This is a genomic window from Primorskyibacter flagellatus, from assembly GCF_048268605.1.
GTDB classification, from domain to species: Bacteria; Pseudomonadota; Alphaproteobacteria; order Rhodobacterales; family Rhodobacteraceae; genus Primorskyibacter; species Primorskyibacter flagellatus.
On record NZ_JBLWVF010000004.1, the window covers coordinates 57,224 to 79,322 of the forward strand.

The 22,099-nt window shown below is 64.2% G+C and carries 24 protein-coding genes and 1 riboswitch; of the genes, 20 read left to right on the forward strand and 4 right to left on the reverse strand.

Annotated elements, in window-relative coordinates:
- Nucleotides 1–2 precede the first annotated feature (2 nt).
- From cobN to cobJ, 5 genes are read left to right on the forward strand one after another with little or no spacing between them, the layout of a single operon-like run.
- Complete coding sequence (gene cobN, locus ACN0WV_RS06660; protein WP_417604518.1) at nt 3–3,320, forward strand: cobaltochelatase subunit CobN; 3,318 nt, start codon at nt 3–5, stop codon at nt 3,318–3,320.
- A complete protein-coding gene (locus ACN0WV_RS06665; RefSeq protein ID WP_417604520.1) occupies nt 3,317–4,441 on the forward strand; it encodes a cobalamin biosynthesis protein CobG in 1,125 nt (374 codons plus the stop codon). Before cobN ends, ACN0WV_RS06665 begins: the two co-directional genes overlap by 4 nt.
- 6 nt (nt 4,442–4,447) lie before the next feature.
- Entirely contained in the window at nt 4,448–5,077 is a 630-nt protein-coding gene (locus ACN0WV_RS06670) for a precorrin-8X methylmutase (RefSeq protein ID WP_417604521.1), read from the forward strand.
- A complete protein-coding gene (gene cobI / locus ACN0WV_RS06675) occupies nt 5,074–5,802 on the forward strand; it encodes a precorrin-2 C(20)-methyltransferase (protein WP_417604523.1) in 729 nt (242 codons plus the stop codon). The genes ACN0WV_RS06670 and cobI overlap by 4 nt, the downstream gene beginning before the upstream one ends.
- Nucleotides 5,799–6,551, forward strand: coding sequence for a precorrin-3B C(17)-methyltransferase (gene cobJ / locus ACN0WV_RS06680; protein ID WP_417604525.1), 753 nt, complete (start codon nt 5,799–5,801; stop codon nt 6,549–6,551). Before cobI ends, cobJ begins: the two co-directional genes overlap by 4 nt.
- Here the strand turns inward: cobJ and ACN0WV_RS06685 are convergent.
- Nucleotides 6,524–7,279, reverse strand: coding sequence for a cobalt-precorrin-6A reductase (locus ACN0WV_RS06685; protein ID WP_417604527.1), 756 nt, complete (start codon nt 7,277–7,279; stop codon nt 6,524–6,526). The two genes, cobJ and ACN0WV_RS06685, sit on opposite strands and share 28 nt — an antisense overlap.
- On the opposite strand from ACN0WV_RS06685, the gene cbiT reads away from it, so the two are divergent.
- The 11 genes from cbiT (at nt 7,278) to ACN0WV_RS06740 (ending at nt 16,269) form a co-directional block, all read left to right on the forward strand.
- On the forward strand, nt 7,278–8,477 hold the full coding sequence (gene cbiT, locus ACN0WV_RS06690; RefSeq protein WP_417604529.1) for a precorrin-6Y C5,15-methyltransferase (decarboxylating) subunit CbiT: 1,200 nt from the start codon (nt 7,278–7,280) through the stop codon (nt 8,475–8,477). The genes ACN0WV_RS06685 and cbiT overlap by 2 nt on opposite strands.
- Nucleotides 8,459–8,836: a cobalamin biosynthesis protein gene (locus tag ACN0WV_RS06695; protein ID WP_417604531.1), complete on the forward strand. Its 378-nt coding sequence runs from the start codon at nt 8,459–8,461 to the stop codon at nt 8,834–8,836. Before cbiT ends, ACN0WV_RS06695 begins: the two co-directional genes overlap by 19 nt.
- On the forward strand, nt 8,833–9,627 hold the full coding sequence (gene cobM, locus ACN0WV_RS06700) for a precorrin-4 C(11)-methyltransferase (RefSeq protein WP_417604533.1): 795 nt from the start codon (nt 8,833–8,835) through the stop codon (nt 9,625–9,627). The genes ACN0WV_RS06695 and cobM overlap by 4 nt, the downstream gene beginning before the upstream one ends.
- Nucleotides 9,620–10,954, forward strand: a complete 1,335-nt coding sequence (locus ACN0WV_RS06705) for a cobyrinate a,c-diamide synthase (protein WP_417604535.1) — start codon at nt 9,620–9,622, stop codon at nt 10,952–10,954. The genes cobM and ACN0WV_RS06705 overlap by 8 nt, the downstream gene beginning before the upstream one ends.
- The gene (gene cobA / locus ACN0WV_RS06710) at nt 10,951–11,676 is read left to right on the forward strand and encodes a uroporphyrinogen-III C-methyltransferase (RefSeq protein WP_417604537.1); all 726 of its coding nucleotides are present in this window, start codon (nt 10,951–10,953) and stop codon (nt 11,674–11,676) included. The genes ACN0WV_RS06705 and cobA overlap by 4 nt, the downstream gene beginning before the upstream one ends.
- Nucleotides 11,673–12,428: a precorrin-6A synthase (deacetylating) gene (gene cobF, locus ACN0WV_RS06715; RefSeq protein ID WP_417604538.1), complete on the forward strand. Its 756-nt coding sequence runs from the start codon at nt 11,673–11,675 to the stop codon at nt 12,426–12,428. Before cobA ends, cobF begins: the two co-directional genes overlap by 4 nt.
- Nucleotides 12,429–12,494: 66 nt before the next feature.
- A riboswitch (cobalamin riboswitch) is annotated at nt 12,495–12,694 on the forward strand.
- A 147-nt stretch (nt 12,695–12,841) separates the two neighbouring features.
- On the forward strand, nt 12,842–13,627 hold the full coding sequence (locus ACN0WV_RS06720) for a DUF4198 domain-containing protein (RefSeq protein WP_417604539.1): 786 nt from the start codon (nt 12,842–12,844) through the stop codon (nt 13,625–13,627).
- 7 nt (nt 13,628–13,634) lie between these two features.
- Nucleotides 13,635–14,246 (forward strand): cobalt transporter CbiM, encoded by a 612-nt coding sequence (gene cbiM / locus ACN0WV_RS06725; RefSeq protein WP_417604541.1) that lies wholly within the window; start codon nt 13,635–13,637, stop codon nt 14,244–14,246.
- Entirely contained in the window at nt 14,243–14,830 is a 588-nt protein-coding gene (locus tag ACN0WV_RS06730) for a cobalt ABC transporter permease (protein ID WP_417604543.1), read from the forward strand. The genes cbiM and ACN0WV_RS06730 overlap by 4 nt, the downstream gene beginning before the upstream one ends.
- A gap of 3 nt (nt 14,831–14,833) precedes the next feature.
- On the forward strand, nt 14,834–15,622 hold the full coding sequence (cbiQ, locus tag ACN0WV_RS06735) for a cobalt ECF transporter T component CbiQ (protein WP_084353917.1): 789 nt from the start codon (nt 14,834–14,836) through the stop codon (nt 15,620–15,622).
- Entirely contained in the window at nt 15,613–16,269 is a 657-nt protein-coding gene (locus ACN0WV_RS06740) for an energy-coupling factor ABC transporter ATP-binding protein (RefSeq protein WP_417604545.1), read from the forward strand. The genes cbiQ and ACN0WV_RS06740 overlap by 10 nt, the downstream gene beginning before the upstream one ends.
- Here ACN0WV_RS06740 and cobS read toward each other — a convergent pair.
- Genes cobS through cobU form a run of 3 tightly spaced genes read right to left on the reverse strand, consistent with a single transcriptional unit; the run spans nt 16,266 to nt 18,533 of the window.
- A complete protein-coding gene (gene cobS, locus ACN0WV_RS06745; protein WP_084353919.1) occupies nt 16,266–17,018 on the reverse strand; it encodes an adenosylcobinamide-GDP ribazoletransferase in 753 nt (250 codons plus the stop codon). The two genes, ACN0WV_RS06740 and cobS, sit on opposite strands and share 4 nt — an antisense overlap.
- Entirely contained in the window at nt 17,015–18,025 is a 1,011-nt protein-coding gene (cobT, locus tag ACN0WV_RS06750) for a nicotinate-nucleotide--dimethylbenzimidazole phosphoribosyltransferase (protein ID WP_417604547.1), read from the reverse strand. The genes cobS and cobT overlap by 4 nt, the downstream gene beginning before the upstream one ends.
- A complete protein-coding gene (gene cobU / locus ACN0WV_RS06755; protein ID WP_417604549.1) occupies nt 18,009–18,533 on the reverse strand; it encodes a bifunctional adenosylcobinamide kinase/adenosylcobinamide-phosphate guanylyltransferase in 525 nt (174 codons plus the stop codon). Before cobU ends, cobT begins: the two co-directional genes overlap by 17 nt.
- Before the next feature lie 52 nt (nt 18,534–18,585).
- Between cobU and ACN0WV_RS06760 the strand changes: the two genes are divergently transcribed.
- The 4 genes from ACN0WV_RS06760 to cobD are packed head-to-tail and all read left to right on the forward strand — an operon-like array spanning nt 18,586 to nt 21,914.
- Nucleotides 18,586–19,182 carry a histidine phosphatase family protein gene (locus tag ACN0WV_RS06760; RefSeq protein ID WP_417604551.1) on the forward strand — a complete coding sequence of 199 codons (597 nt, stop codon included), beginning with the start codon at nt 18,586–18,588 and terminating at the stop codon, nt 19,180–19,182.
- Nucleotides 19,179–19,979 (forward strand): hypothetical protein, encoded by an 801-nt coding sequence (locus tag ACN0WV_RS06765; RefSeq protein WP_417604552.1) that lies wholly within the window; start codon nt 19,179–19,181, stop codon nt 19,977–19,979. Before ACN0WV_RS06760 ends, ACN0WV_RS06765 begins: the two co-directional genes overlap by 4 nt.
- A complete protein-coding gene (gene cbiB / locus ACN0WV_RS06770; RefSeq protein WP_417604554.1) occupies nt 19,976–20,914 on the forward strand; it encodes an adenosylcobinamide-phosphate synthase CbiB in 939 nt (312 codons plus the stop codon). The genes ACN0WV_RS06765 and cbiB overlap by 4 nt, the downstream gene beginning before the upstream one ends.
- Before the next feature lie 7 nt (nt 20,915–20,921).
- Entirely contained in the window at nt 20,922–21,914 is a 993-nt protein-coding gene (gene cobD, locus ACN0WV_RS06775) for a threonine-phosphate decarboxylase CobD (protein WP_417604556.1), read from the forward strand.
- The last annotated feature ends 185 nt before the right edge of the window (nt 21,915–22,099 follow it).

Below are 22,099 nucleotides of genomic sequence, written 5' to 3' on the forward strand. Positions count from 1 at the left end.
CGATGCATGTCGTCTTTCGCGAAAGTCACGGGCTTGAAGAGACCGAGACACCAACCGATCTGGGGCAGGATGCCGCGGATCTGGTAGTGTTGTCGCTGTCTGATTCCGACCTCGGGGCCTTCGCGGAAGGCTGGCACCGGGGTGGCGGGGCCGAGGGGCGTCTGCCCTCGCTCAGGCTGGCGAATATTGCCGCGCTGAAGCATCCTCTGTCGGTTGATACTTATGTCGAGAATACGCTTTCCGGCGCGAAGGGCATCCTGATCCGGTTGATCGGTGGCGTGCCCTATTGGCCGTATGGTCTGCAACATATTCAGGCATTGGCACGCACGCACGGGATTGCGCTTGCGGTCCTGCCCGGCGACGGACGGCCCGACAGCCGGTTGGACGAGATGTCCACCTTGCCGCTTTCTACCCTGCGCAGGTTGGCGCATCTTTGCGATACCGGCGGGACAGTTGCCGCGCAGGCGGCCTTGGCACAAATGGCGTTGGCGGCGGGGCTGTATGCGGGTCCGGTGCAGGGGGCCAAGGGCTTGCCCCCGGTCGGGGCGTGGACCCCGGAGGCGGGGCCGGCCTGCCCGGTATCGGCATTGGGCCAGCCAGAGGCGCTGGCGGGGCAGCGCCGCATCGTCCTCGTTTTTTATCGGTCCTATCTGGTCGCCGCCGATCTGGCACCGATCAAGGCGCTTTTCTCCGCGCTTCGCGGGCACGGCTGCGATGTCTTGGCGTTGTTCGTGCCATCGCTCAAGACACCGGAAGTGGCGGGCTGGCTGCGTCGCCAGATCACGCATCTGCGCCCCGATGCCATCGTCAACGCCACCGCCTTTTCCGGCAAGGCCGACGATGGCCGCTCGCCGCTGGATGCGGCCGGGGTGCCGGTGTTCCAGGTGGTGCTTGCCACCGCGACCCGAGACGCCTGGGCCAAGGCCGAACGTGGTCTGTCGCCCGCCGATCTGGCCATGCATGTCGTCTTGCCAGAGGTGGACGGGCGCATTCTGGCCGGGGTCGCCTCGTTCAAGCAAGCAGGCCCGCGCGACAGTCATTTGCAGTTTTCCCGTTTGGCCCATCAGGCCGAGGAAGAGCGTGTCGGCGCGATCGCCAGCCGCGTCATGGGGTGGCTGGACCTCGCCCAAAAGACACCAATGGATCGGCGGGTTGCACTGGTGCTGTCGACCTATCCCGGCAAGGACTGGAATATGGGCCACGCGGTTGGCCTTGATGCGCCGCAATCCGCGCGCACGATCATCGAGGATCTTGCCGCTGCCGGATATGACACCGGGGCAGAGGCCCCACTCACCGGAGAGGCGCTTCAGGATATGTTTGCCGCGCGTCAGATGCGTTGGCCTCTGACTGACTACAAAACCGCGCTGGCAAGGATGCCACGCGTCATGCGGGACGATCTTCAAAACGCCTGGGGTGTGCCCGAGGATGACCCCGATGCTCATGACGGCGCGTTTCACTTTGCCGTCACGGCCTGCGGCAAGCTCTGGGTCGCACTGCAACCCGAACGTGGGCTGCAAGACGGGCGCGAAGACAGCTATCACGATCTGTCGCGCGTGCCGCGTCACGCCTATGTCGCCTTCTATCTCTGGCTGCAACAGCACAGCGATGCGCTGGTCCATATCGGCGCACATGGCACTCTGGAATGGCTGCCGGGCAAATCGGTCGCCCTTTCCGGCACCTGCTGGCCCGAGGCGCTGACCGGTGCCTTGCCGGTGATCTATCCCTTCATCGTCAACGATCCAGGCGAGGCTGCGCAGGCCAAGCGCCGGATCGGGGCCGTCACCCTTGGCCACATCCCGCCACCGCTACGCGAAAGTGGCACGCCGGACCGGCTGGCCCGGCTGGAGGCGCTGCTGGACGAGTTTTCCAACGCTGACGGGCTTGACCCGCGCCGCCGGGACCGGCTTCAGGGCGACATCCGGGCGGAGGCGCAGGCGCAAGGGGTCGAGCGCGATCTTGGGCTGGACGGGGCCTCATGCAGCGCCGAGGCGATCACCCGCATCGATCGCTTCGTCTGCGACATCAAGGAAAGCCAGTTCGGCGAAGGGCTGCATATCTGGGCGCGCGCCCCACGCGGCAAGACGCCTTTTGCCACCGCCGGGTCGGTCGAGGGCGAACGGCAATCGCTGCTGGATGCGCTGGACGGGCGGCGCATTGCGCCCGGACCATCGGGATCGCCCTATCGCGGACGGCGCGACGTGCTGCCCACCGGGCGCAATCTGTTCACCACCGATCCGCGCGCGGTTCCGACACGCGCCGCCTTTGCCCAGGGCGTGCGGCTGGCCGAAGAACTGATCCGCCGCCATCTTCAGGACGAAGGTGATTGGCCGCGCGGCCTGATCGTCGATCTTTGGGGATCGGCCACGATGCGCACGGCGGGTGAGGATTTCGCCATGGCGCTGGATCTTTTGGGCGTCCGCCCCGTCTGGGATGCCGGGTCCGAACGTGTTTCAGGCATCGAAGTGGTGCCGCTGACCGAAATGAATCGCCCGCGCATTGATGTGACCTTGCGGGTGTCGGGCCTGTTTCGGGACGTGTTCCCGACGCTCTCGGCGCTTTTTTCGCAGGCTGTCCGCGCCCTCGCTGCGCGCGAGGAGGCGGCGGATTGGAACCCCTATGTCGGGCACGCTGATCTGGCGCGTGTCTATGGTCCCGCACCGGGCGAGTTCGGCCTGGCAATGGGCGCGGCACTGGATGATTACACCGAAGCAGGGCGGCGCAAGGCGGGCGAGGCTTGGCTGAAGGCCAGCAATTGGGCGCTGGACGGCGAAGCGGCCTTGCCGGACGCGGCAGGTATCCGGAACCGGGTGGCGCAGGCCGACAGTTTCGTGCATGCGCAGGACCTGCCCGAGACCGATCTCTTGCTGGCCAGCGATTACGCCGCCCACGAAGCGGGGTTCGCCGCTGCGCAACAGATCGCGGGCGGGCGGGCAGCCCTTTATCATCTGGACAATACCGACCCTGCGCGCCCACGAGCGCGTGCATTGTCCGAAGAGATTGCCCGCGTGGTTCATGCGCGCGCCGCCCATCCCGGCTGGATCGCGGGGATGAAACAACACGGCTTTCGCGGTGCGTCCGAGATCGCTGCAACGCTGGATCATATGGCCAGCTTCGCGCATCTGGCCGGTGCGGTCGCACCGCATCTGTTCGATCTTTATCACGACGCCACGCTGGGAGATCCGGAAACCGATGGCTTTTTGCGCGACGCCAACCCGCAAGCTCATGCTGCGATGCAGGCGCGTTTTGCCGACCTGCTGCGGGCGGGCCTGTGGCAAACCCGGCGCAATTCCGTTGTCGCCGCTCTGGAGGGGCTGCAATGACAACGCCCCCCACGGTCAAAGGCTGGTGTCCCGGTGCTTACCGTCCGATGCTGTCGGCGGATGGGTTGGTGGTGCGTGTACGGCCAAGGCTGGCACGATTGACACCGGACCAGGGCGCAGGGCTGTGCGACATCGCCCTGCGCTACGGGTCGGGATCTATCGACCTGACCAATCGCGCCAATCTACAGATACGCGGCGTGGCGGAGGCGGATCACGATACCGTTCTGGCAGGGCTGGGCGCATTGGACCTGCTGGATGAGGACCCAAGGATAGAGGAGCGCCGCAACATTCTGGTTGCGCCTTTCTGGACCGAGGGCGATCTGACGGCCCGGCTCGCGCGCGCGTTGCTGGACTGTCTTGCTGATCTGCCCGAGTTGCCTGCAAAGGTCGGTTTTGCGGTCGATTGCGATCCGGCGGGGCCGCAACTGGCGCGCTGTTCTGCCGATATCAGGATCGAACAGGGTCAGTCGGGCTTGATCCTGCGCGCAGATGGTGCCGCTTGCGGACGCGCCGTGACGGTCGCAACGGTGATACCCGCGCTGATCGAGATGGCAGTATGGCTGGCCGATCATGTCACGCCGCAGGCGCGCCGAATGGCGTTGGTATCGGCCCGCGACATCCTGCCCGAAGACTGGTCAAACGCGCCACCGCGCGCAACTGCCGCCCAAGCGGAAATCGGCCTGCATCCCCTTGGGGCACTGGTCGGTGCGCCCTTCGGGCAGATCGACGCGCGTGCCTTGAAGAGTGTCCTGAAGGGCGCGACGGGACTAAGACTGACGCCGTGGCGGACGTTCCTGCTGGAAGGGGCGGGTCTGCCCGATTCGACTGCCTTCATCACGGCACCTGACGATCCGCTGATGCGCGTCGATGCCTGCCCCGGCGCGCCGGGGTGCCCATCGGCCAGTGTCGAAACGCGTGATCTGGCGCGGGCACTGGCACCACGGATGCAGGGCAGCCTGCATGTGTCGGGCTGTTCCAAGGGCTGTGCGCGGGCGCGACCCGCCGATGTGACGCTGATCGGGCGGAACGGCGCATTCGATCTGGTGCGCGCGGGCTGCGCAGAAGATTTACCTTTCACAACCGGGCTACATCCCGACGACCTGATGACTGAAGGATTCTGACATACGATGCCGTATACCTATGAAACCAATGGTGCGGAGATCTACCGCCAATCCTTTGCCATGATCCGGGCCGAGGCCGATCTGGACCGCTTCTCGGCCTCAGAAGAACCGATTGTAGTGCGCATGATCCATGCAGCCGGGCTGGTCGGTCTGGAACGGGACGTATGGCTGTCGCCGGGATTTGCCGATGCCGCGCGCGCAGCACTTGAAGGCGGCGCGCCGATCCTATGCGATGCGCGCATGGTATCCGAAGGCGTCACTCGGGCGCGTCTGCCGGCGGACAATCCGGTGATGTGCACCTTGCATGACGCGCGTGTGCGCGACCTTGCGGCGCAGATGGGCAATACCCGGTCCGCTGCTGCGCTGGAGTTGTGGCGCCCGCATCTGGGCGGTGCGGTGGTCGCAATCGGCAACGCGCCCACCGCGTTGTTCCACCTGCTGAACATGCTCGAAGACCCGGAATGTCCGCGCCCCGCCGCGATCATCGGCTGCCCTGTCGGCTTTGTCGGCGCGCGCGAAAGCAAGGATGCGCTTTGGGCGGATCAACCGGTGCCGTGCTGCATCGTGGAGGGGCGTCTGGGCGGCAGCGCCATCACCGTCGCCGCAATCAACGCCATCGCGAGCCGCGCGGAATGAACGTCGGAACGATCCACGGCGTTGGCCTTGGCCCCGGCGACCCAGACTTGATGAGTCTGCGCGCCCACAGGCTGCTGACCGGGGCGCGCCATATCGCCTATTTTCGCAAAGCCGGCCGTACCGGACAGGCTCGCGCGATAATCGACGGGCTAGTGCACCCGGATGCTATTGAATTTGCAATGGAATACCCGGTCACAACCGAAATTCCCGTGACCGATCCGCGTTACAACGAAATTCTGTCACGGTTTTACGCCGAGTGCGCCGCGCATTTGCGTGCCCTGGTGACAAGGGGCGAGGATGTGATTGTCCTAAGCGAGGGCGATCCGTTTTTTTATGGGTCGTTCATGCATCTTTACACGCGGCTGAAAGATGACGTTCCGGTGCAGGTCGTGCCGGCGATCACCGGTATGTCGGCGGCATGGACCGCCACGGGCAGTCCGGTCACTTGGGGCGACGATGTCCTGACCGTGCTGATGGGGACGCTAAGCGCGGCTGACCTGACGGAGCGGATGAAGACCACCGATGCACTGGTCGTAATGAAGATCGGACGCAATATCGAAAAGGTTCGCGCGGCATTGGAGGCGGCGGGAAAATACGAAGACGCCTGGCTGATCGAATATGCCAGCATGCCGGGCCAGACCGTCCAGCGACTGTCAGACGCCGAAGGCCGGATCACGCCCTATTTCTCGATCATTGTCGTGCATGGGCAGGGGCGCAGGCCATGACGGGCTGGGTGAAAATCGCAGGACTTGGCCCCGGATCAGATGATCTGGTCACGCCGCAGGTGTCTGATGCGCTTGACGCGGCCAGCGACGTGATCGGCTACATTCCCTATGTTGCCAGAATAGCGCCGCGCGCAGGTTTGACACTGCATCCCAGCGACAACCGGGTCGAGCTTGACCGGGCGCGCCATGCCCTGTCGCTCGCCGCCCGAGGTCACAAGGTGGCGGTGGTTTCCTCCGGCGATCCCGGCGTCTTTGCGATGGCTTCGGCCCTGTTCGAGGCGCTGGAAGACGGGCCGGCAATATGGCGCGAGCTGGACATAGAGGTTCTGCCGGGAATTACCGCCATGCTGGCCGCTGCCGCCCGGATCGGTGCGCCGCTGGGGCATGATTTTTGCGCCATCAATCTGAGCGATAATCTGAAACCCTGGGCCTTGATCGAAAAACGCCTGCGCCTCGCCGTCGAAGGCGATTTCGCAATGGTATTCTACAACCCCCGCTCGAAATCCCGACCCGAAGGTTTCGCGCGCGCGCTGCACCTTTTGCAAAAGGCCTGCGGTGATGCGCGCCCGGTGATCTTTGCGCGGGCCGTGTCCACGCCCGCGGAGGAGATCCGTGTCATACCCCTGAATGACGCGCTCCCCGAGATGGCGGATATGCGCACAGTGGTCATCGTAGGGGCCTCGAATACTCGGGTGATCGAGGGCGCGCCCCGCCCGATCGTCTACACGCCCAGATCGGTCCTGCCATGACCCAGCCAGTCCAGAACCGCTGCCACGTCATGCGCTTCGAGGCGCGGGGGCAAGGCAGGCCGATCAATCATCACGACCGGAATCCCAAGTGCGCGCGCCGCCAGCAGCTTGGCCTGGGCACCGGTGCCGCCCGAATTCTTGCAGACCACAAGGTCGATCCGGTGTGCCTGCATCAGGGCAAGATCGGCTTTGGTCGTGAACGGGCCGCGATCCTGTACGACACGGCAATCGGGAAAGGGCAGCGCCGCCTCCGGCGCGTCGATCAGGCGCAGCAGGTAGAAATGCTGCGGGTTCGGGGCAAATTCGGCCAGATGCATCCGTCCGACGGCCAGCATCACGCGGGCGGCGGGGCGGTTCAGCGCCGCGACGGCACCCGCAATATCCGGCACATGTGCCCAATTGTCGTCCGGCCCGGCAGACCAGGGCGCGCGGCCAAGCGCGATCAGGGGCACCTGTGCCTCTGCGCAGGCGCGGACCGCATTGGCGCTTATTTGTGCGGCGAAGGGGTGCGTTGCGTCGATGACATGGCTGATGCGGTGATCTGCCAAGTATCGCTCCAGCCCCGCGATGCCTCCAAAGCCGCCGACGCGCTGGGGCAGGGGCTGCCGCACGGGGCGCATCACGCGGCCCGCAAAGGATATGGTGCCGCCTATGCCAGCCGCGCTGAGCGCGAGGCAAAGCGCCGTTGCCTCGGTTGTGCCACCAAGGATGAGGGGGTTTTTGTCCATGTATGAGGCTCCGTGGCTGACCATCATCGGGATTGGCGAAGATGCGCCGGATGGCCTGTCTCGTGCAAGCCTCGACGCGCTTGGATCTGCGGAAATCGTCATGGGGGCGCAGCGTCAGCTGGCGCTTTCGCCGCCTCATGGGGCCGAGCTTGTGACATGGCCGGTGCCTTTCGCGGACGGGGTGGACATCTTGTTGAAATATCGTGGTCGGCGCGTTGTGATGCTGGCCTCGGGCGATCCGTTCTGGTTCGGAGCGGGAACCAGCATGATGGGTCATCTCGCGCCGGGGGAATGGCGCGCCTTGCCCGGTGTCTCGACCTTTTCGCTTGCGGCCAATGTCATGGGTTGGGCTTTGGAAACAACGCGGTGTTTCGGGCTGCACGCAGCGCCGTTGACGCGGCTGCGACCGGCGCTTGCGGCGGGCGTGCGGCTGATCGTGCTGCTGCGCGATGGGGCGGCGGTGGCGACGCTGGCGCAGTATTTGACAGCACAGGGCTGGGGCGCGTCGCGGATCAGCGTACTTGAATCGCTGGGTGGGCCGCAGGCGCGGCGCAGCGATATACGCGCCGCCGACAGTGTCACCGACAACCATGCGCACCCGGTCTGCGCGGCAATAGAGGTTGCGGGCACCGGCGTGGCGCTGCCGCTGGCCAGCGGCCGGCCGGATGCTTTTTTCGACAGCGACGGCACGATGACGAAACGGCCGGTCCGGGCGCTGACCCTGTCCGCGCTGGCCCCGCGCCCGTTCGAGCATCTTTGGGACATCGGCGGCGGCTCGGGGTCGATCGCGATCGAATGGCTTCTTGGCGATCCCAGCCTGAGTGCCACCACGATCGAGCGCAACCCCGCGCGCGCGGCGCGCATCGCGGCGAACGCGGCAGCGCTGGGGGTGGATCGGTTGCAGGTCATCGAAGGCGAGGCCCCCACCGCGCTTGAAGAGTTGCAGACGCCCGATTGCGTCTTTATCGGCGGGGGGCTGTCCGATGATCTTCTGAACTGGCTTGAGGCGACTTTACCGGCCGGAACGCGGCTGGTGGCCAATGCCGTGACGCTGGAAAGCGAGGCCTTGCTGACGCAGACACAGGCACGGCGGGGTGGTGATCTGCTTCGGATCGAGCTGGCCCGCGCCGCGCCGCTGGGGTCGGGGCGGGGCTGGAAAGCCAACTATCCCATCGTACAATGGAGCGTGACGCTATGATTGTCGCCGGTTTCGGATTTCGCAGCAGGGCGGATGTGGGCAGTCTGCGCAGCGCTCTTGAATTGCACGGCGTTGCGCCTGACAGCTTGGCCACCGCATCGGCCAAGGCGAAGGCCGCGCCATTCATCGACCTTGCGCAGGCGCTTGGTCTGCCCGTTGTGGCGGTGCCTGCGGATGAACTCGTCATACAGCCGGTTCAGACCCACTCGGTCGCATCGCACGACCACTATGGCACCGCCAGTGTTGCCGAAGCGGCAGCACTGGCCGCAGCGGGGCCGGGCGCGCGCCTGCTCGCCGCAAGGCTGATTTCACCGGACAGGCTGGCAACCTGCGCAATCGCGATAGGAGACGCGACATGACCGTTCATTTTATCGGAGCCGGACCCGGCGCACCGGACCTTCTGACCCTGCGGGGCAGGGACATCATCGCGGCGTGTCCGGTCTGCCTCTATGCCGGATCTTTGGTGCCCGAGGCAATACTGGCCCATTGCCCAGCGGGGGCGAACATCATCAACACAGCGGCCTTGGATCTGGATGCCATCATATCGCATATGCAGGCGGCCCACGCGGCAGGTCAGGATGTCGCGCGGCTGCATTCGGGGGATCTTTCGGTCTGGTCCGCCATGGGCGAGCAGATGCGCCGCCTGCGGGTGCTGGACATCCCCGTGTCGGTCACGCCGGGGGTGCCGTCCTTTGCCGCTGCCGCCGCCGCGCTCGGAAGCGAGCTGACCTTGCCCGGACTGGCGCAATCGGTTGTTCTGACGCGGACGCCTGGACGCGCCTCCAGCATGCCAACGGGCGAGACGCTGACCAACTTCGCGGCCACGGGGGCGACTCTGGCCATCCACCTGTCGGTGCAGAACATTGCCGCCGTCACCGCTGATCTGACCCCGGCCTACGGGGCTGACTGCCCCGTTGCCGTCGTTTATCGCGCAAGCTGGCCGGATGAGCGGATCATTCGCGGCACGCTGGCCGACATTGCCGGACGATTGGACGCCGAGATCACCCGTACTGCTCTGATCCTTGTCGGGCCGGCGCTGGCCGGAGAGGGGTTTGACGAAAGCTGCCTCTATTCGTTGGATTATGACCGGCGCTATCGACCGCAAAGCGCGGAAAGTCCCTGGGCGGGTTGGAGCCACGGCGATGGTTGATCCGGCCTCCGTTCCGCCCGGCCTGATGATTTCGGCCCCGTCTTCAGGGACCGGCAAGACCACGGTCATGCTGGGCTTGCTGCGGGCGTTGGCAGAAGAGGGGCTGACCGTGCAGCCCTATAAATCCGGCCCCGATTACATTGATCCCGCGTTTCACCGCGCGGCTTGCGGGCGGGCCTCGTTCAACCTTGATACCTGGGCGATGGGGGCGGATCTTCTTGGCACAGTCACCGCCCAGTCGCAGGGCGCGGATATCTGTATCGCCGAAGGGTCGATGGGTCTTTACGATGGCGTCGCCACACGCGGCCAAAGCGGTTTTGGCAGCTCTGCCGAAACGGCGCGGCACATGGGGTGGCCTGTGGTTCTGGTGGTCGATGTCAGTGGGCAGGCGCAATCCGCCGCTGCGACGGCGCTTGGGTTTCAGGCCTACCAACCCGATCTGCCCTTTGCCGGTGTGATCCTGAACCGCGTGGCCTCGCCGCGCCACGAGCGGCTGGCGCGGCTGGGTATGGAAAAGGCCGGCGTGACCGTGCTGGGTGCCTTGCCCCGGCGCGGCGATCTCGTCTTGCCCGAACGGCACTTGGGTCTGATTCAGGCAGCCGAGCATCCTGATCTGGAGGCCGCGATTGCCGCCTATGCCGATTTCCTGCGCGCCCATGTCGATCTGGACACGCTGCGCAACGCCGCCCGAGGCCAGCGCGGTCAAGACGGCGCGCGACCTTGGCCATCGGCACCGGCGGGACGGATTGCACTGGCGCAGGACGCGGCGTTTTCCTTTACCTATCCGCACCAGCTGGAGGGCTGGCGCGCGGCAGGTGCGGAAATCCTTCCCTTCTCGCCACTGGCAGACGAGGCACCCGACGCCGGTGCCGATCTCGTCTGGCTGCCGGGAGGGTATCCTGAACTGCACGCAGGGCGGCTGGCAGCGGCGAGCCGCTTTCGCGCAGGTCTGATCCGGCACGCGCGCTCGCGCCCTGTTCACGGCGAATGCGGCGGCTATATGGCGCTTGGCGCGGCGCTGATCGACAAGGAGGGAACCGCGCATGAAATGGCCGGTCTGCTGGGCCTTGTGACCAGCTATGAGAAACGCAAGTTCCACCTGGGCTATCGACGTGTCGATCTGCTGTCCCCGATGCCGGGGCACGCTGCGGGCACGCAGCTTTTGGGGCATGAATTCCACTATTCCACGATCCTTGAACAGCCCGACGCACCGCTGGCGCGGGTGGCGGATGCCGATGGGGCGCCGGTGCCCGAGACCGGGTCATGCCGGGGCCATGTCACCGGCACGTTCTTTCATCTGATCACCGCGCAAGAGGCCCCACGATGACCGGTTTTGTCAGTTTCGTGGGCTCCGGCCCCGGTGATCCCGAATTGCTGACGCTCAAGGCGGTGGACCGATTGAAGCGCGCCGATGCGGTGTTGTTCGATGATCTCAGCGCGGGTCCGATCCTCGCCCATGCGCGTAGCGGTGCGGATCTGATAGGGGTCGGCAAACGCGCCGGGCGCGCATCTCCGCAGCAGGACCATGTCAGTCGCCTGCTGGTGGATTACGCGAAGATCGACCAGCGCGTTGTCCGGCTGAAATCCGGCGATGGCGGCCTTTTCGGCCGCCTGGAGGAAGAGTTGGTCGCCCTGCGCGCTGCGGGTATCGCCTATGAGATCATTCCCGGCGTGCCCTCTGCCGTGGCCGCGGCGGCGGCGGCGGGTATACCTCTGACCCGCCGTCTGACAGCGCGCCGGGTGCAATTTGTCACCGGCCATGACGTGACCGGAAAGCTACCTGACGACATCAGCCTGACCGCGCTGGCCGATCCGACAGCCTCGACGGTGATATTCATGGGCAAGCGGACCTTTCCGGGCCTTCTGGCGCGCCTGCTGGCACATGGCCTGCCGCCCGACACGCCCGCCATTCTGGCCGAGGATGTCAGCCGGCCTGAACAGCACATCACCCGATCGGATGTTACAACTCTGGCCGCACGGCTGTCACAGGAGGTTGGCGACAGCGCGGCGCTGATCCTTTATGGCCCCTTGGCCGAGCCACCGGCATGACCGCCGCATCCTTCGATCTTTGGCTGATCGGCATTGGTACCGGCAGCCCGGCGCATGTCACCGGCGAGGGAATGCAGGCCCTGCGCGATGCGGCAGTGGTGCTGGTGCCTGACAAGGGCGCGGGCAAGGGCGACCTGGCGGCGTTGCGATACCACATCCTGAAAGCCAGCGGCACGCAGGCGCGGGTTGTCACCTTTGACTACCCGGTGCGCGACCCCGCCTTGCCTTATCGCGAAAGAGTCGCGCGTTGGCATGACGAGATCGCCCGCCGCTGGCAGAGCGCGCTGGCCGGGGCAGGGCAGAACGGGCCGGTGGCGCTGCTGGTCTGGGGCGATCCTTCGCTATACGACAGCACGCTGCGCATTGCCCGGCGGCTGACCCCCGTGCCGCGCCTGCGGGTGGTGCCGGGTATCACCGCCATTCAGGCCCTGACGGCAGCGCATGCGCTGACGCTGAACACGCTCAACGGGCCGGTAACGATCACAACAGGGCGGCGGCTGCGCGATCATGGCTGGCCCGAGGACGCAGAGACGTTGGTCGTGATGCTGGATGGCGATTGCACCTTTCAGACCCTGCCTCCCGATACGCGTATCTGGTGGGGGGCCTTTCTGGGAATGCCGGAACAGATACTGGAGCATGGCCGGATCGGCGATGTCGCGCAACGGATTATCCGAATCCGAGCAGAGACGCGGGCGCGGCATGGCTGGATCATGGACACCTATCTGTTGCGCGCGCAAACCGCCGAGTCTTAGGGCCGTTGCACAGAACTGGTGGCCTGCGGCACGTATTATGGATTGACGCCAGGCATCCTGGTCTGTCAATTAAGCGCCATGACCGGTCCCGTTGCTTTTCGGGCGAAAGAGGGAATGTAGTGCGGTGCCGTTTCGCGCCAAGTCTACAGCTGCCCCCGCAACTGTCAGCGGCGAGCAGGGCCAATATGCCACTGGAGCAATCCGGGAAGGCTGGCCCAACGCATTGACCCGCAAGCCAGGAGACCTGCCGGACATGTGCCCCATGGTAAACGGGGCGCATCCACCGGACGCCGGGGTGTGCGTTTGGCCGTGGCATCCGCGCGCCGATCTCTGGTGCACCGTCCCGGTCTGATCTTTCCCCGCCGTTCACATGAAAAAGGTGCCGGGTGTGGCACCATAAACGGGACGGATTGATGAAGAAGACCCTTATTGCCAGCGCTGTTGCGCTGACCCTGCCTGCGATGGCCTCGGGACATTTCCTGCTGGAATATACCACAGACACGATGATCGAACGCCCCGGCGATGTGCCGGTAAAGCTGATCTTCTGGCATCCCATGGACAACGGTCATGTGATGGACCTGGATCTGCCACAAGACTTCTACATGATCCATAATGGCGAAAAGACTGACCTGAAGGACACGCTGGAGCCCGTACAATTCACCGGCGGCGAAAACAGCGGTGCCGCCTTCAAGGGAAGCGTGCCGGTCAAACGCTCGGGCGATTACATTCTGGTCACGGTGCCGGTCCCTTATTACGAGGAATCCGAGGATATCTATATCCAGCAGATCACCAAGGCGTTCCTGAACCGCAGCGAATTGCCAACCGACTGGATGAACCCGGTCGGCTTGCCCACGGAAATCGTGCCGCTCAACAAGCCTTACAACATCTTGGCCGGGTCGAGCTTTACCGGGCAGGTCCTGGCCGAGGGCCAGCCGGTTGCCGGTGCCGAGATCGAAATCGAATACATGGCGGCCGAGCCCGACATGGAAAATGCTGCGTCAAGCGCGCCGGTCGTGGGCGCGCTGCCGGGTGGAACCATTGTCGCCGTTTCCGATACCAACGGATATTTCACTTTCGGAGTCCCCAAGGCCGGATATTGGGGCTTTGCCGCGCTCGGCTCTGGCCCTGCGACCGAGCATGAAGGCAAGGAACTGAGCCAGGACGCGGTGATCTGGATCCGCGCCTGGGACATGGAGTGATCCGGCCATGCACATCGTAGATGGCGCGCTGTCCAATCCGGTGGTGATCGCCGGGGCGGTTGCGGCAGTGGGCGGCATCGCGCTTGGCCTGCGCAGCCTGACATTGGAACGCATCCCCGCTGCGGGGGTGCTGTCGGCCAGCTTCTTTGTCGCCTCGCTGATCCATGTGCCCATCGGGCCATCCTCGGTACATCTGATTCTGAACGGTCTGGCCGGGCTTTTGCTTGGCTTCGCCGCTTTTCCGGCGCTGTTTGTCGGCCTGTTGTTGCAGGCGGTGTTCTTCGGCTTTGGCGGGTTGACGGTGCTTGGGGTCAATACGGTGAATATCGCGCTGCCCGCCGTGCTGGCCTGGATGGTGTTCGGGCGGCTGATCGGGCGCGGCTCGCCGGTTCAGGGTGCCATCTGGGGCGGTGTTGGCGGGGCCTTTGCCATTGCCGCAACGACGGGGATGGTGGCCGTTTCTCTGGCCATGTCGGGCGATGAATTCCTGCCCGCCGCGAAACTGGTCTTCTTTGCCCATGTTCCGGTCATGGCCATCGAGGCCGTGCTGACTGGCTTTGCCATATTGCTTGCCCGCAAGGTCAAACCCGAGCTGTTCGTCAAAGGACTCCCCGCATGAAACATCTGATCCTTGCTCTGATGCTGATCGTGGCCCCCCTGCCTGCGCTGGCACATAAGGTCATCGCGGGGGTGTTCCCCGCCGGTGAAGCCATCGAAGGCGAAATCGGGTTTTCAAACGGTGACATGGCCACAAATGCAGAGGTCGTCGTGACCGGTCCGGATGGTGCCGAACTGGGCCGTGCGATCACCGATGGGGACGGGTTCTTTATCTTCGTCCCCTCTTTGCCCGTGGCGCATATGTTCAGCGTCAATCTGGGGGCAGGCCATGTCGCCGAGGTAACGATGCCTGCCGATCAGGTGGCCGAGATTCTTGGCGAAGCGGCACCGGAAAGCGCGAGTTCCGCCATGGCCGAAATACCTCAAGCGACCGCGACGGGCGGCGTCACAGTCGCGACGCTGACCGGAACAGAGCGGCAGGCCATCGCCGAGGCGGTGCGCGACGAAATCCGCCCCCTCCGCCGTGAGATCGCGGCCTATAAGGAGCATAACGGCTTTCAGACCATCCTTGGCGGCATCGGCTATATCGTGGGGCTGTTCGGGCTGGGCTTTTACCTCGCGGCGCGCCGCAAGCTGGAGGCCTAGGACATGGCACATGCGCTTGGACAGAATGAAAAGACGCTGACCGAAACCGGCGCGCTGCGTGTGTCGGGACGGATCGGCAGCGTCGATCCACGGGTGCGTATTCTTGCCGCGATCAGCTTCGGCATCGTGGTGGTGGGGCTGTCGTCGCTGATGACGCTGAGCGTCGCTTTGGGTCTGTCGATGGGCCTTCTGTTCCTGTCACGCCTGCCTTTGCGCCCGACCCTGAAACGCATGGCGATGATGGACAGCTTTATCATTTTCATGTTGCTGCTGTTGCCCTTCACCGTGCCGGGCGATCCCATTTTCACGCTTTGGGGCGCGACCGCCAGCTGGCAAGGGCTGTGGCGCGGCGTGGAAATCGCTCTGACGGCCAATGCGGTTATTCTGGCGTTGATGACACTGGTCGGCACGATGGAGCCCGTGACACTGGGCCACGCGCTGCACAAGCTGCGGATGCCTGAAACTCTTGTGCATCTGCTGATGTTCACGATCCGCTATATCGAGGTTCTGCGCGAGGAATACCTGCGGCTGCGCGCCGCCATGAAGGTGCGCGGTTTTCGGCCCGGCACCAACTGGCATACCTATCGCAGCTTCGGGTATCTGGTGGGGATGATGCTCGTGCGCGCAATCGAACGATCTGAAAGGATATTGCAAGCAATGAAATGTCGTGGCTTTTCCGGGCGCATCCATCTGTTGCAGGATTTTGCTCTGACGGTGGTGGACCGGCGGTTTGCCGTCTTGTTCGGTGGCGCGGTGTTACTGTTGATCTGTCTGGAAATCGCATGGCGTTGATCGAACTGGAAGACATCCATATCAGCTATCCCGGTCAGGCTGCCATCCTGGCGGGTGCGGCGTTGCAATTGCTGCCGGGTCAGCGGTTGTCCCTGACCGGCCCGAACGGGTCGGGCAAATCCACGCTGCTGCGGGTGATCCTTGGTCTTCAGGCACCGCAGCGCGGCACGATCCGCGCCTTTGGCCAGCCCCGCACGCAAGAGACCGATTTTCACGAGGTCCGCCGCCGGATCGGCCTGGTGTTTCAGGATGCTGACGATCAACTGTTCTGCCCCACCGTCGCCGAGGATATCGCCTTCGGACCGCTGAACCTTGGCAAATCGAAATCCGAGGCGTTGGAGATCGTAGACCGGCTGCTGTCGGATCTGCGGCTTGCCCATCTGCGCGACCGCATCACCCACAAGCTGTCGGGGGGTGAAAAACGTCTGGTGACGCTGGCAACCGTTCTGGCGATGGAGCCGGAAGTCCTGTTGCTGGACGAGCCGACAAATGCGCTGGATGTGAAAAACGAGGCGCGGTTGATCGAAATCCTGCAAGGTTTGCCGCAAGCGATCCTTCTGGTCAGCCACTCTGCCGCGTTCCGGGCGCAGATCACCAGCGCAGAGGTGGAAATCCGCGAGGGACTTGTCCGCCCGGTCGGACCCTAGTTGCTCAATATGGCAAGCGTTGCCCAGGCAGCGGTTTCCGCAAGGAATTGAACCGCGCCCAGAACATCGCCTGTCTGCCCGCCGACACGCTGTTGCGCGGTCCTTGCAATGACAAAAGTCACAGCCGCGACCACCAGCATCACAATCAGGCCATCCAGGCCAAGCACAATGACCGCCGCTAACGCCAGAAACGCCGACACCGTCAGGTTTGCGCGCGTATCGCGCCCGGCCTGCGCGCCAAGCCCATCGTGTCGGGCGGGTGGCATTGTTGCAAGGCAGACGGTCATTGCGACGCGGCTCAGCACACCGATGGCAAGGAACGCAGCCAAATCCGCAGAGCCGGCCAGCTGCGCCACCGATGCGCTCCAGATCGCGCAACACAGTCCGAGCGCCAGAACACCGTAACTGCCGATCCTGCTGTCGCGCATGATCTCCAGCCGGCGCGCCGTGTTGTGGCCACCCCACATCCCATCCGCAAAATCGGCCAGACCATCCTGATGCAATGCCCCGGTGGACAGGATCATGGCGGAAAGGGACAGGATAGCCGCAAGCGCCGGGCTGGCCCCAAGGCCTGTCGCCGCGCCGTGACAGATCCCGGCGATCAGCCCGACGATCAAACCGACAAGCGGATAGGCCCATTGCGCGTCCGAAAGCTTTGGCGCGGGATCTTTCAACTGGCCTGCGGGAAGGCGTGTCAGCAGCATGACCGCGAGTTGCAGTTCTGCAATCCGGGCCGTCGCGGGTTTCATCCGTCCGACACTCCGGCCTCGGCAAAAGTGGCCATGCCGTTGTGACATTCCAGCGCGGCGCGCAACACGCCAAGCGCCAGCGCCGCGCCCGATCCTTCGCCAAGGGCCATCTGCATTGAAAGGATCGGAGGTTTGCTCATTGCTTCCAGCAGGTGAAGGTGGCCCGGTTCCGCACTGGCATGGCCGACAAGGCAATGATCCAGCAGCCTTGGGGCGGTATCGAACAGCGGGGCGACCGAGGCGGTGCAGATATAGCCATCCAGTATGACCGGCATCAACCGCGCGCGCGCTTCCAGAACCGCGCCGCAGATGGCCGCCTGTTCCCGCCCGCCAAGCGCCGCGAGCATCGCCATGCCCCGCGCCGCCTGATGACGGGCAACGCCTGCTTCGACGACTCGCGCCTTGTGCGCCTGCCCGTCAGTGTCTGACCCGGTTCCCCGCCCGACCCATCCGGTCGCGGCACCACCAAAGGCCGCACAGGCCAGTGCAGCCGCAACAGTCGAATTGCCGATCCCCATTTCGCCAAGGACAAGGACCGATGCGTCGGGATCGACGGCGGCCGCACCACGCTGCATTGCCTCGATCGTCTCGGCAGGATCCATCGCGGGGCCTTGCGTGAAATCCCGCGTCGGGCGTTCCAGTTCCAGTGCGACAACAGACAGATCGGCACCGCTGGCGCGACACAACTGGTTGATTGCGGCACCGCCGGCCTGAAAATTGGCCACCATCTGCGCCGTCACCTCTTGGGGAAAAGGGTTTACGCCCTGATCACAAATTCCGTGGTTCCCCGCAAAGACAAGCGCCTGGGCGCGGGCAATCTGGGGCCGTTCGCGGCCCTGCCAGCCCGCCATGAAAATCGCCAGCTCTTCAAGACGGCCAAGCGATCCGGGCGGTTTGGTCAGGCTGTCCTGACGCGCTTTGGCAGCGGCGGCCGCCGCGTGATCGCATTCGGGCAGATGCAGCGCCGCGATATCGTCCAGAGAATGCAGATCAGAGAGAATGGTCATTGGATTTCACTTTCATGGGGTAGCCCGCCACGCAGAACACGACCTCGTCGCAAGCGTGCGCGATGGTCTGGTTGACCCAGCCTGCCGCATCGCGAAAGTCGCGGGCCAAGCGGTTTTCGGGAACGATGCCGGCGCCAACCTCGTTCGTGACAAAGATCACCGGTGCCGTCTGGTCGGCAAGCGCGTCGAGCAGAGTGGCGGTTTCGGCGCGCCAGTCGCCGTCCGACAGGATCAGATTGCTAAGCCACAGCGTCAGGCAATCTACCAGTCGCGGGTGTCCGCCATCCGACTGCCGCAGCTTATCAGCCAGCGCGAAAGGGGCGTGGATATGCGACCATTCCGGGCCGCGCCTGGCCTGATGGGCGGCAATGCGCGCAGCCATTTCGTCGTCATGCGCGTCGGCGGTGGAAATATAGATGGCGCGGCCGGTCGCGGCCACGGCGTAACGCTCTGCCAGCGCAGACTTTCCCGACCTTGCACCGCCCGTTATCAGCATCGACTTTTTCATGGGTTTATGGAAAAGCAGGTTTCGAAGTGAAAGGGAACATGCAGGCGTCATCATGGCCGGAAAAAATGCGCCTTTGGCGTCACTTATCCTGATCCGTCACGCGCCGATTGCCGAACAGGGCCGCCTGTTCGGGCGCACCGATGCGCCGGCATGTCTGGATGCGGCTGACATCCCGGGTTTGCGACGGTGCCTTGGCGGCGTCGCGCAGGTGATCAGCAGCCCCGCACGCAGGTGCCGCCAAACGGCTGCTGCGATCTGGGACGATGGCCGCGACATACCAGCGGATGCAAGGCTGTGGGAGCAGAGTTTCGGCGACCACGAAGGGCTGGCTTATGCGGAATTGCCCGACCTTGGCCCGCTGGGGGGGGCAGATCTGGCTGCTTACACGCCACCCAAAGGCGAAAGTTTCAATGCGGTTTGCGCCCGCGCATGGCCTGCCTTGCAGGAACTGGCCGAACGCGCCCATGCCATAGACGGCCCGATTGCGCTTGTTGTTCACGCGGGGATCGTCAGGGCGGCGATTGCTCAGGTTATCGAAGTCCCCAGCGCCGCGCTTTCATTCGAGGTCGCACCGCTTTCGCTGAGCAGGTTCAGGGTTGGCCCGGCAGGGCTTGTCGCTATTTCCAGCGTGAACGAGACGGCCCGATGATCCACGCGCCGCGCAGGGTCTACGGGCATTTTGGTGAATGGATGCAAGGTCGTCTGATGCCGGATGGCGAGGTTGCGTTGATCACCCTGCCGTGTCGCGCCTTGTGGGTGCAGATAGAAACCGACGGGACCGCGAATGCAGACAGTGCGATGTTCCCGCCCGACCAGCTTGCGCGGTTCCGCCATGCTCTGCGTCTTGGCGCTGCGCCATGGCCGCGACTGTCGTCAAACATACCGCCCGGATGCGGTGCCGGGGCATCCTCTGCCACCCTGACGGCACTTGCTTATGGCGCGGGCTTTTCCGGTCCGCCGATGGATCTTGCACAGGCCTGTCTTGACATAGAGGGCGCGACAGATCCTTTGATGTGGCCTGCGCCCGATGCGATGATCTGGGCATCGCGCAGCGGCCGCATCGTAGATACGGTCCCGCCGCCGCCGCCCTGCGTGATTGTCGGTGGCTATTGGGGCGCGCCCGAGCGCACCGATGCTTTCGACACGGAGTTCCCCGATATTTCCGACCTGCTCACGCCTTGGTGCGCCGCGGCACGTTCCGGGGATCTGCCAAGCCTTGGGCGACTGGCCAGCATATCGGCCAGCCGTTGCACCGCCTTGCGCGGCCCGCGCGACCCCATGGCGGAGCTTGCCGAAGATCTGGGTGCTCTCGGCGTCGTGCGGGCGCATACGGGATCGGCCCGAGGTCTGATATTTCGGCCTGATTCTGTTCCGGAAGGTTCGACGGCGGCGCTGGAAAAAGCCGGACTGAACGGCGTTTTCCAGTTTGCAACGGGGCTGGCATGAGTTTTGCTTTGATGATCCTGACCGGCACGTTGATCGACATTTGCCTCGGCTGGCCGACGGCCTTGTATGCGCGCATCGGCCATCCCGTTGGCTGGATTGGAAAGGTAATTTCAAGATGTGATGAAAGGCTGAACCATGGTGGTCGCAACCGGCGCATGTTGGGCGGTCTGTTGACGGTCGCGGTCTGTTTGGCGGTTGCCGTTCTGCCGGCCCTGGCGCTGCAAATGGTTTTGCCCGATGGCGTTCTGGGTCTGTGTCTGGGGGGCCTTCTGGCATGGCCGCTGATCGCGCTGCGGTCTATGCACGATCATGTCCATGCCGTCGCCCGCCCGCTTGTCGCAGGTGATCTTGTCGGCGCGCGTCGGGCGGTGTCGATGATTGTCGGGCGAGATCCAACCCAGCTTGACCAGCACGGGGTTGCGCGTGCCGCCATCGAAAGCCTGGCTGAAAACACCAGCGACGGCATCGTTGCACCGGTGTTCTGGGGCGTGGTTGCGGGCCTGCCGGGAATCGTCGCGTATAAAGTTATCAATACGCTGGATTCGATGATCGGTCATAGATCCGAGCGATACGAGGCCTTCGGCAAGGTCGCGGCGCGGCTGGATGATGTGGCCAACTGGATTCCGGCGCGCCTGACGGCCGGTATTTTTGCGCTCGCCGCCGGGCGCAACTGGCGCGCCGCGATGCAGGTTGTCCGCCGCGACGCCCACGCGCATAGATCGCCAAATGCCGGCTGGCCCGAAGGTGCCGTTGCAGGTGCCTTGAGCATACGTCTGTCCGGCCCGCGCAGCTATGACAATACCACCGTCAGCGAACCATGGCTGAATGCGGGCGCACCGGACCCCACGGCAACGGACCTGATGCGCGCGCTTCATCTTTATCGCAGGGCGATGGCGGGAATGGTTCTTGCGCTTCTGGCAATTGCGGTGTCTTGAGACCATCATGGCATCGACAGACCAGAAAACACCCCGCGATCACGGCGGCAATCTTGATGCAGCCATCCGGCACTATGGCGGGAGGGTCGATCAATGGATCGACCTTTCCACCGGCATCAATCCGATTTCCTATCCGGTGCCGCAGATCTCGCCATCTGCTTGGGAAAACCTTCCCCGCCGCAGCGATATGCAGCGCCTTTTGCGCACGGCACAAGGGGCCTTTGGGACCAAAGCTGCCCTGACCGCGCTTGCCGGCGCCCAGGGTGCCATACAGATCATGGGCCGGTTACGCACCGCCAGTGAAGCGCGCATTCTGTCTCCGACCTATAACGAGCATGGGGCCGCTTTGCGCGCGGCCGGCTGGCAAGTGACCCAGATATCATCCCTTGCCGCGTTGCGGGGTGCCGATCTGGCCGTTGTCGTGAATCCCAACAATCCTGACGGCAAATGTCACGATCCGGCAAGCCTGCGTGATCTGGCACGCACAGTAGGGATGCTGATCGTCGATGAAAGCTTTGTCGACGTGCAGCCCGAGCTGTCGCTCGCGCCGGTTCTTCACGAGATCGACAATGTTCTGGTCCTGCGGTCCTTCGGAAAGTTTTTTGGGTTGGCGGGGATGCGTCTTGGCTTTGCCTTGGGTCCAGAGCCATGGATCGCACAATTGTCAGACCTTGCTGGTCCATGGCCTGTTTCCGGGCCAGCCATCGAGATCGCGATAGATGCTTATGACAACAGCGCCTGGCAGATCCGGACGACGGAAAGGCTGCCCCTTGACGCGCTCCGCCTTGATGCGCTGGCGTCGAAAAGTAGCCTGCCACTTGTCGGAGGAACGCCCCTGTTTCGTACATATGCCGCGCCAGATGCCGCAGCCTTGCAACGCGCACTGGCCCGGCACCACATATGGACCCGCATCTTTCCCTATGACCCGAACTGGATCAGGCTTGGTCTGCCCGGAACGGAAGCAGGCTGGAAGAGGCTGGAGCGCGCCTTTGGTCATTGAGCGGTGGCCGAGAGCATCCCGTGCCTGGGCAGAGCCTATGAACTATGCTCAAGATTTCGTTTCGGCCAGCCAGTCACCGCGTCAATTGAATGGAAACAAGGCCTGCATGGGCGGCGTATGCCGTCTGTCAGTGGGTGTCCCATGGAATGGCGCATTCCATGGCTTTTCCCGGTCCATCTATCGCC

What these genes read in the sequence shown, in the direction of transcription:
- cobN (WP_417604518.1), top strand. Translation starts at nt 3, where the DNA reads ATGCATGTCGTCTTTCGCGAAAGTCACGGGCTTGAAGAGACCGAGACA.
- ACN0WV_RS06665 (WP_417604520.1), top strand. Translation starts at nt 3,317, where the DNA reads ATGACAACGCCCCCCACGGTCAAAGGCTGGTGTCCCGGTGCTTACCGT.
- ACN0WV_RS06670 (WP_417604521.1), top strand. Translation starts at nt 4,448, where the DNA reads ATGCCGTATACCTATGAAACCAATGGTGCGGAGATCTACCGCCAATCC.
- cobI (WP_417604523.1), top strand. Translation starts at nt 5,074, where the DNA reads ATGAACGTCGGAACGATCCACGGCGTTGGCCTTGGCCCCGGCGACCCA.
- cobJ (WP_417604525.1), top strand. Translation starts at nt 5,799, where the DNA reads ATGACGGGCTGGGTGAAAATCGCAGGACTTGGCCCCGGATCAGATGAT.
- cbiT (WP_417604529.1), top strand. Translation starts at nt 7,278, where the DNA reads ATGTATGAGGCTCCGTGGCTGACCATCATCGGGATTGGCGAAGATGCG.
- ACN0WV_RS06685 (WP_417604527.1), bottom strand. Translation starts at nt 7,279, where the DNA reads ATGGACAAAAACCCCCTCATCCTTGGTGGCACAACCGAGGCAACGGCG.
- ACN0WV_RS06695 (WP_417604531.1), top strand. Translation starts at nt 8,459, where the DNA reads ATGGAGCGTGACGCTATGATTGTCGCCGGTTTCGGATTTCGCAGCAGG.
- cobM (WP_417604533.1), top strand. Translation starts at nt 8,833, where the DNA reads ATGACCGTTCATTTTATCGGAGCCGGACCCGGCGCACCGGACCTTCTG.
- ACN0WV_RS06705 (WP_417604535.1), top strand. Translation starts at nt 9,620, where the DNA reads ATGGTTGATCCGGCCTCCGTTCCGCCCGGCCTGATGATTTCGGCCCCG.
- cobA (WP_417604537.1), top strand. Translation starts at nt 10,951, where the DNA reads ATGACCGGTTTTGTCAGTTTCGTGGGCTCCGGCCCCGGTGATCCCGAA.
- cobF (WP_417604538.1), top strand. Translation starts at nt 11,673, where the DNA reads ATGACCGCCGCATCCTTCGATCTTTGGCTGATCGGCATTGGTACCGGC.
- ACN0WV_RS06720 (WP_417604539.1), top strand. Translation starts at nt 12,842, where the DNA reads ATGAAGAAGACCCTTATTGCCAGCGCTGTTGCGCTGACCCTGCCTGCG.
- cbiM (WP_417604541.1), top strand. Translation starts at nt 13,635, where the DNA reads ATGCACATCGTAGATGGCGCGCTGTCCAATCCGGTGGTGATCGCCGGG.
- ACN0WV_RS06730 (WP_417604543.1), top strand. Translation starts at nt 14,243, where the DNA reads ATGAAACATCTGATCCTTGCTCTGATGCTGATCGTGGCCCCCCTGCCT.
- cbiQ (WP_084353917.1), top strand. Translation starts at nt 14,834, where the DNA reads ATGGCACATGCGCTTGGACAGAATGAAAAGACGCTGACCGAAACCGGC.
- ACN0WV_RS06740 (WP_417604545.1), top strand. Translation starts at nt 15,613, where the DNA reads ATGGCGTTGATCGAACTGGAAGACATCCATATCAGCTATCCCGGTCAG.
- cobS (WP_084353919.1), bottom strand. Translation starts at nt 17,018, where the DNA reads ATGAAACCCGCGACGGCCCGGATTGCAGAACTGCAACTCGCGGTCATG.
- cobT (WP_417604547.1), bottom strand. Translation starts at nt 18,025, where the DNA reads ATGACCATTCTCTCTGATCTGCATTCTCTGGACGATATCGCGGCGCTG.
- cobU (WP_417604549.1), bottom strand. Translation starts at nt 18,533, where the DNA reads ATGAAAAAGTCGATGCTGATAACGGGCGGTGCAAGGTCGGGAAAGTCT.
- ACN0WV_RS06760 (WP_417604551.1), top strand. Translation starts at nt 18,586, where the DNA reads ATGGCCGGAAAAAATGCGCCTTTGGCGTCACTTATCCTGATCCGTCAC.
- ACN0WV_RS06765 (WP_417604552.1), top strand. Translation starts at nt 19,179, where the DNA reads ATGATCCACGCGCCGCGCAGGGTCTACGGGCATTTTGGTGAATGGATG.
- cbiB (WP_417604554.1), top strand. Translation starts at nt 19,976, where the DNA reads ATGAGTTTTGCTTTGATGATCCTGACCGGCACGTTGATCGACATTTGC.
- cobD (WP_417604556.1), top strand. Translation starts at nt 20,922, where the DNA reads ATGGCATCGACAGACCAGAAAACACCCCGCGATCACGGCGGCAATCTT.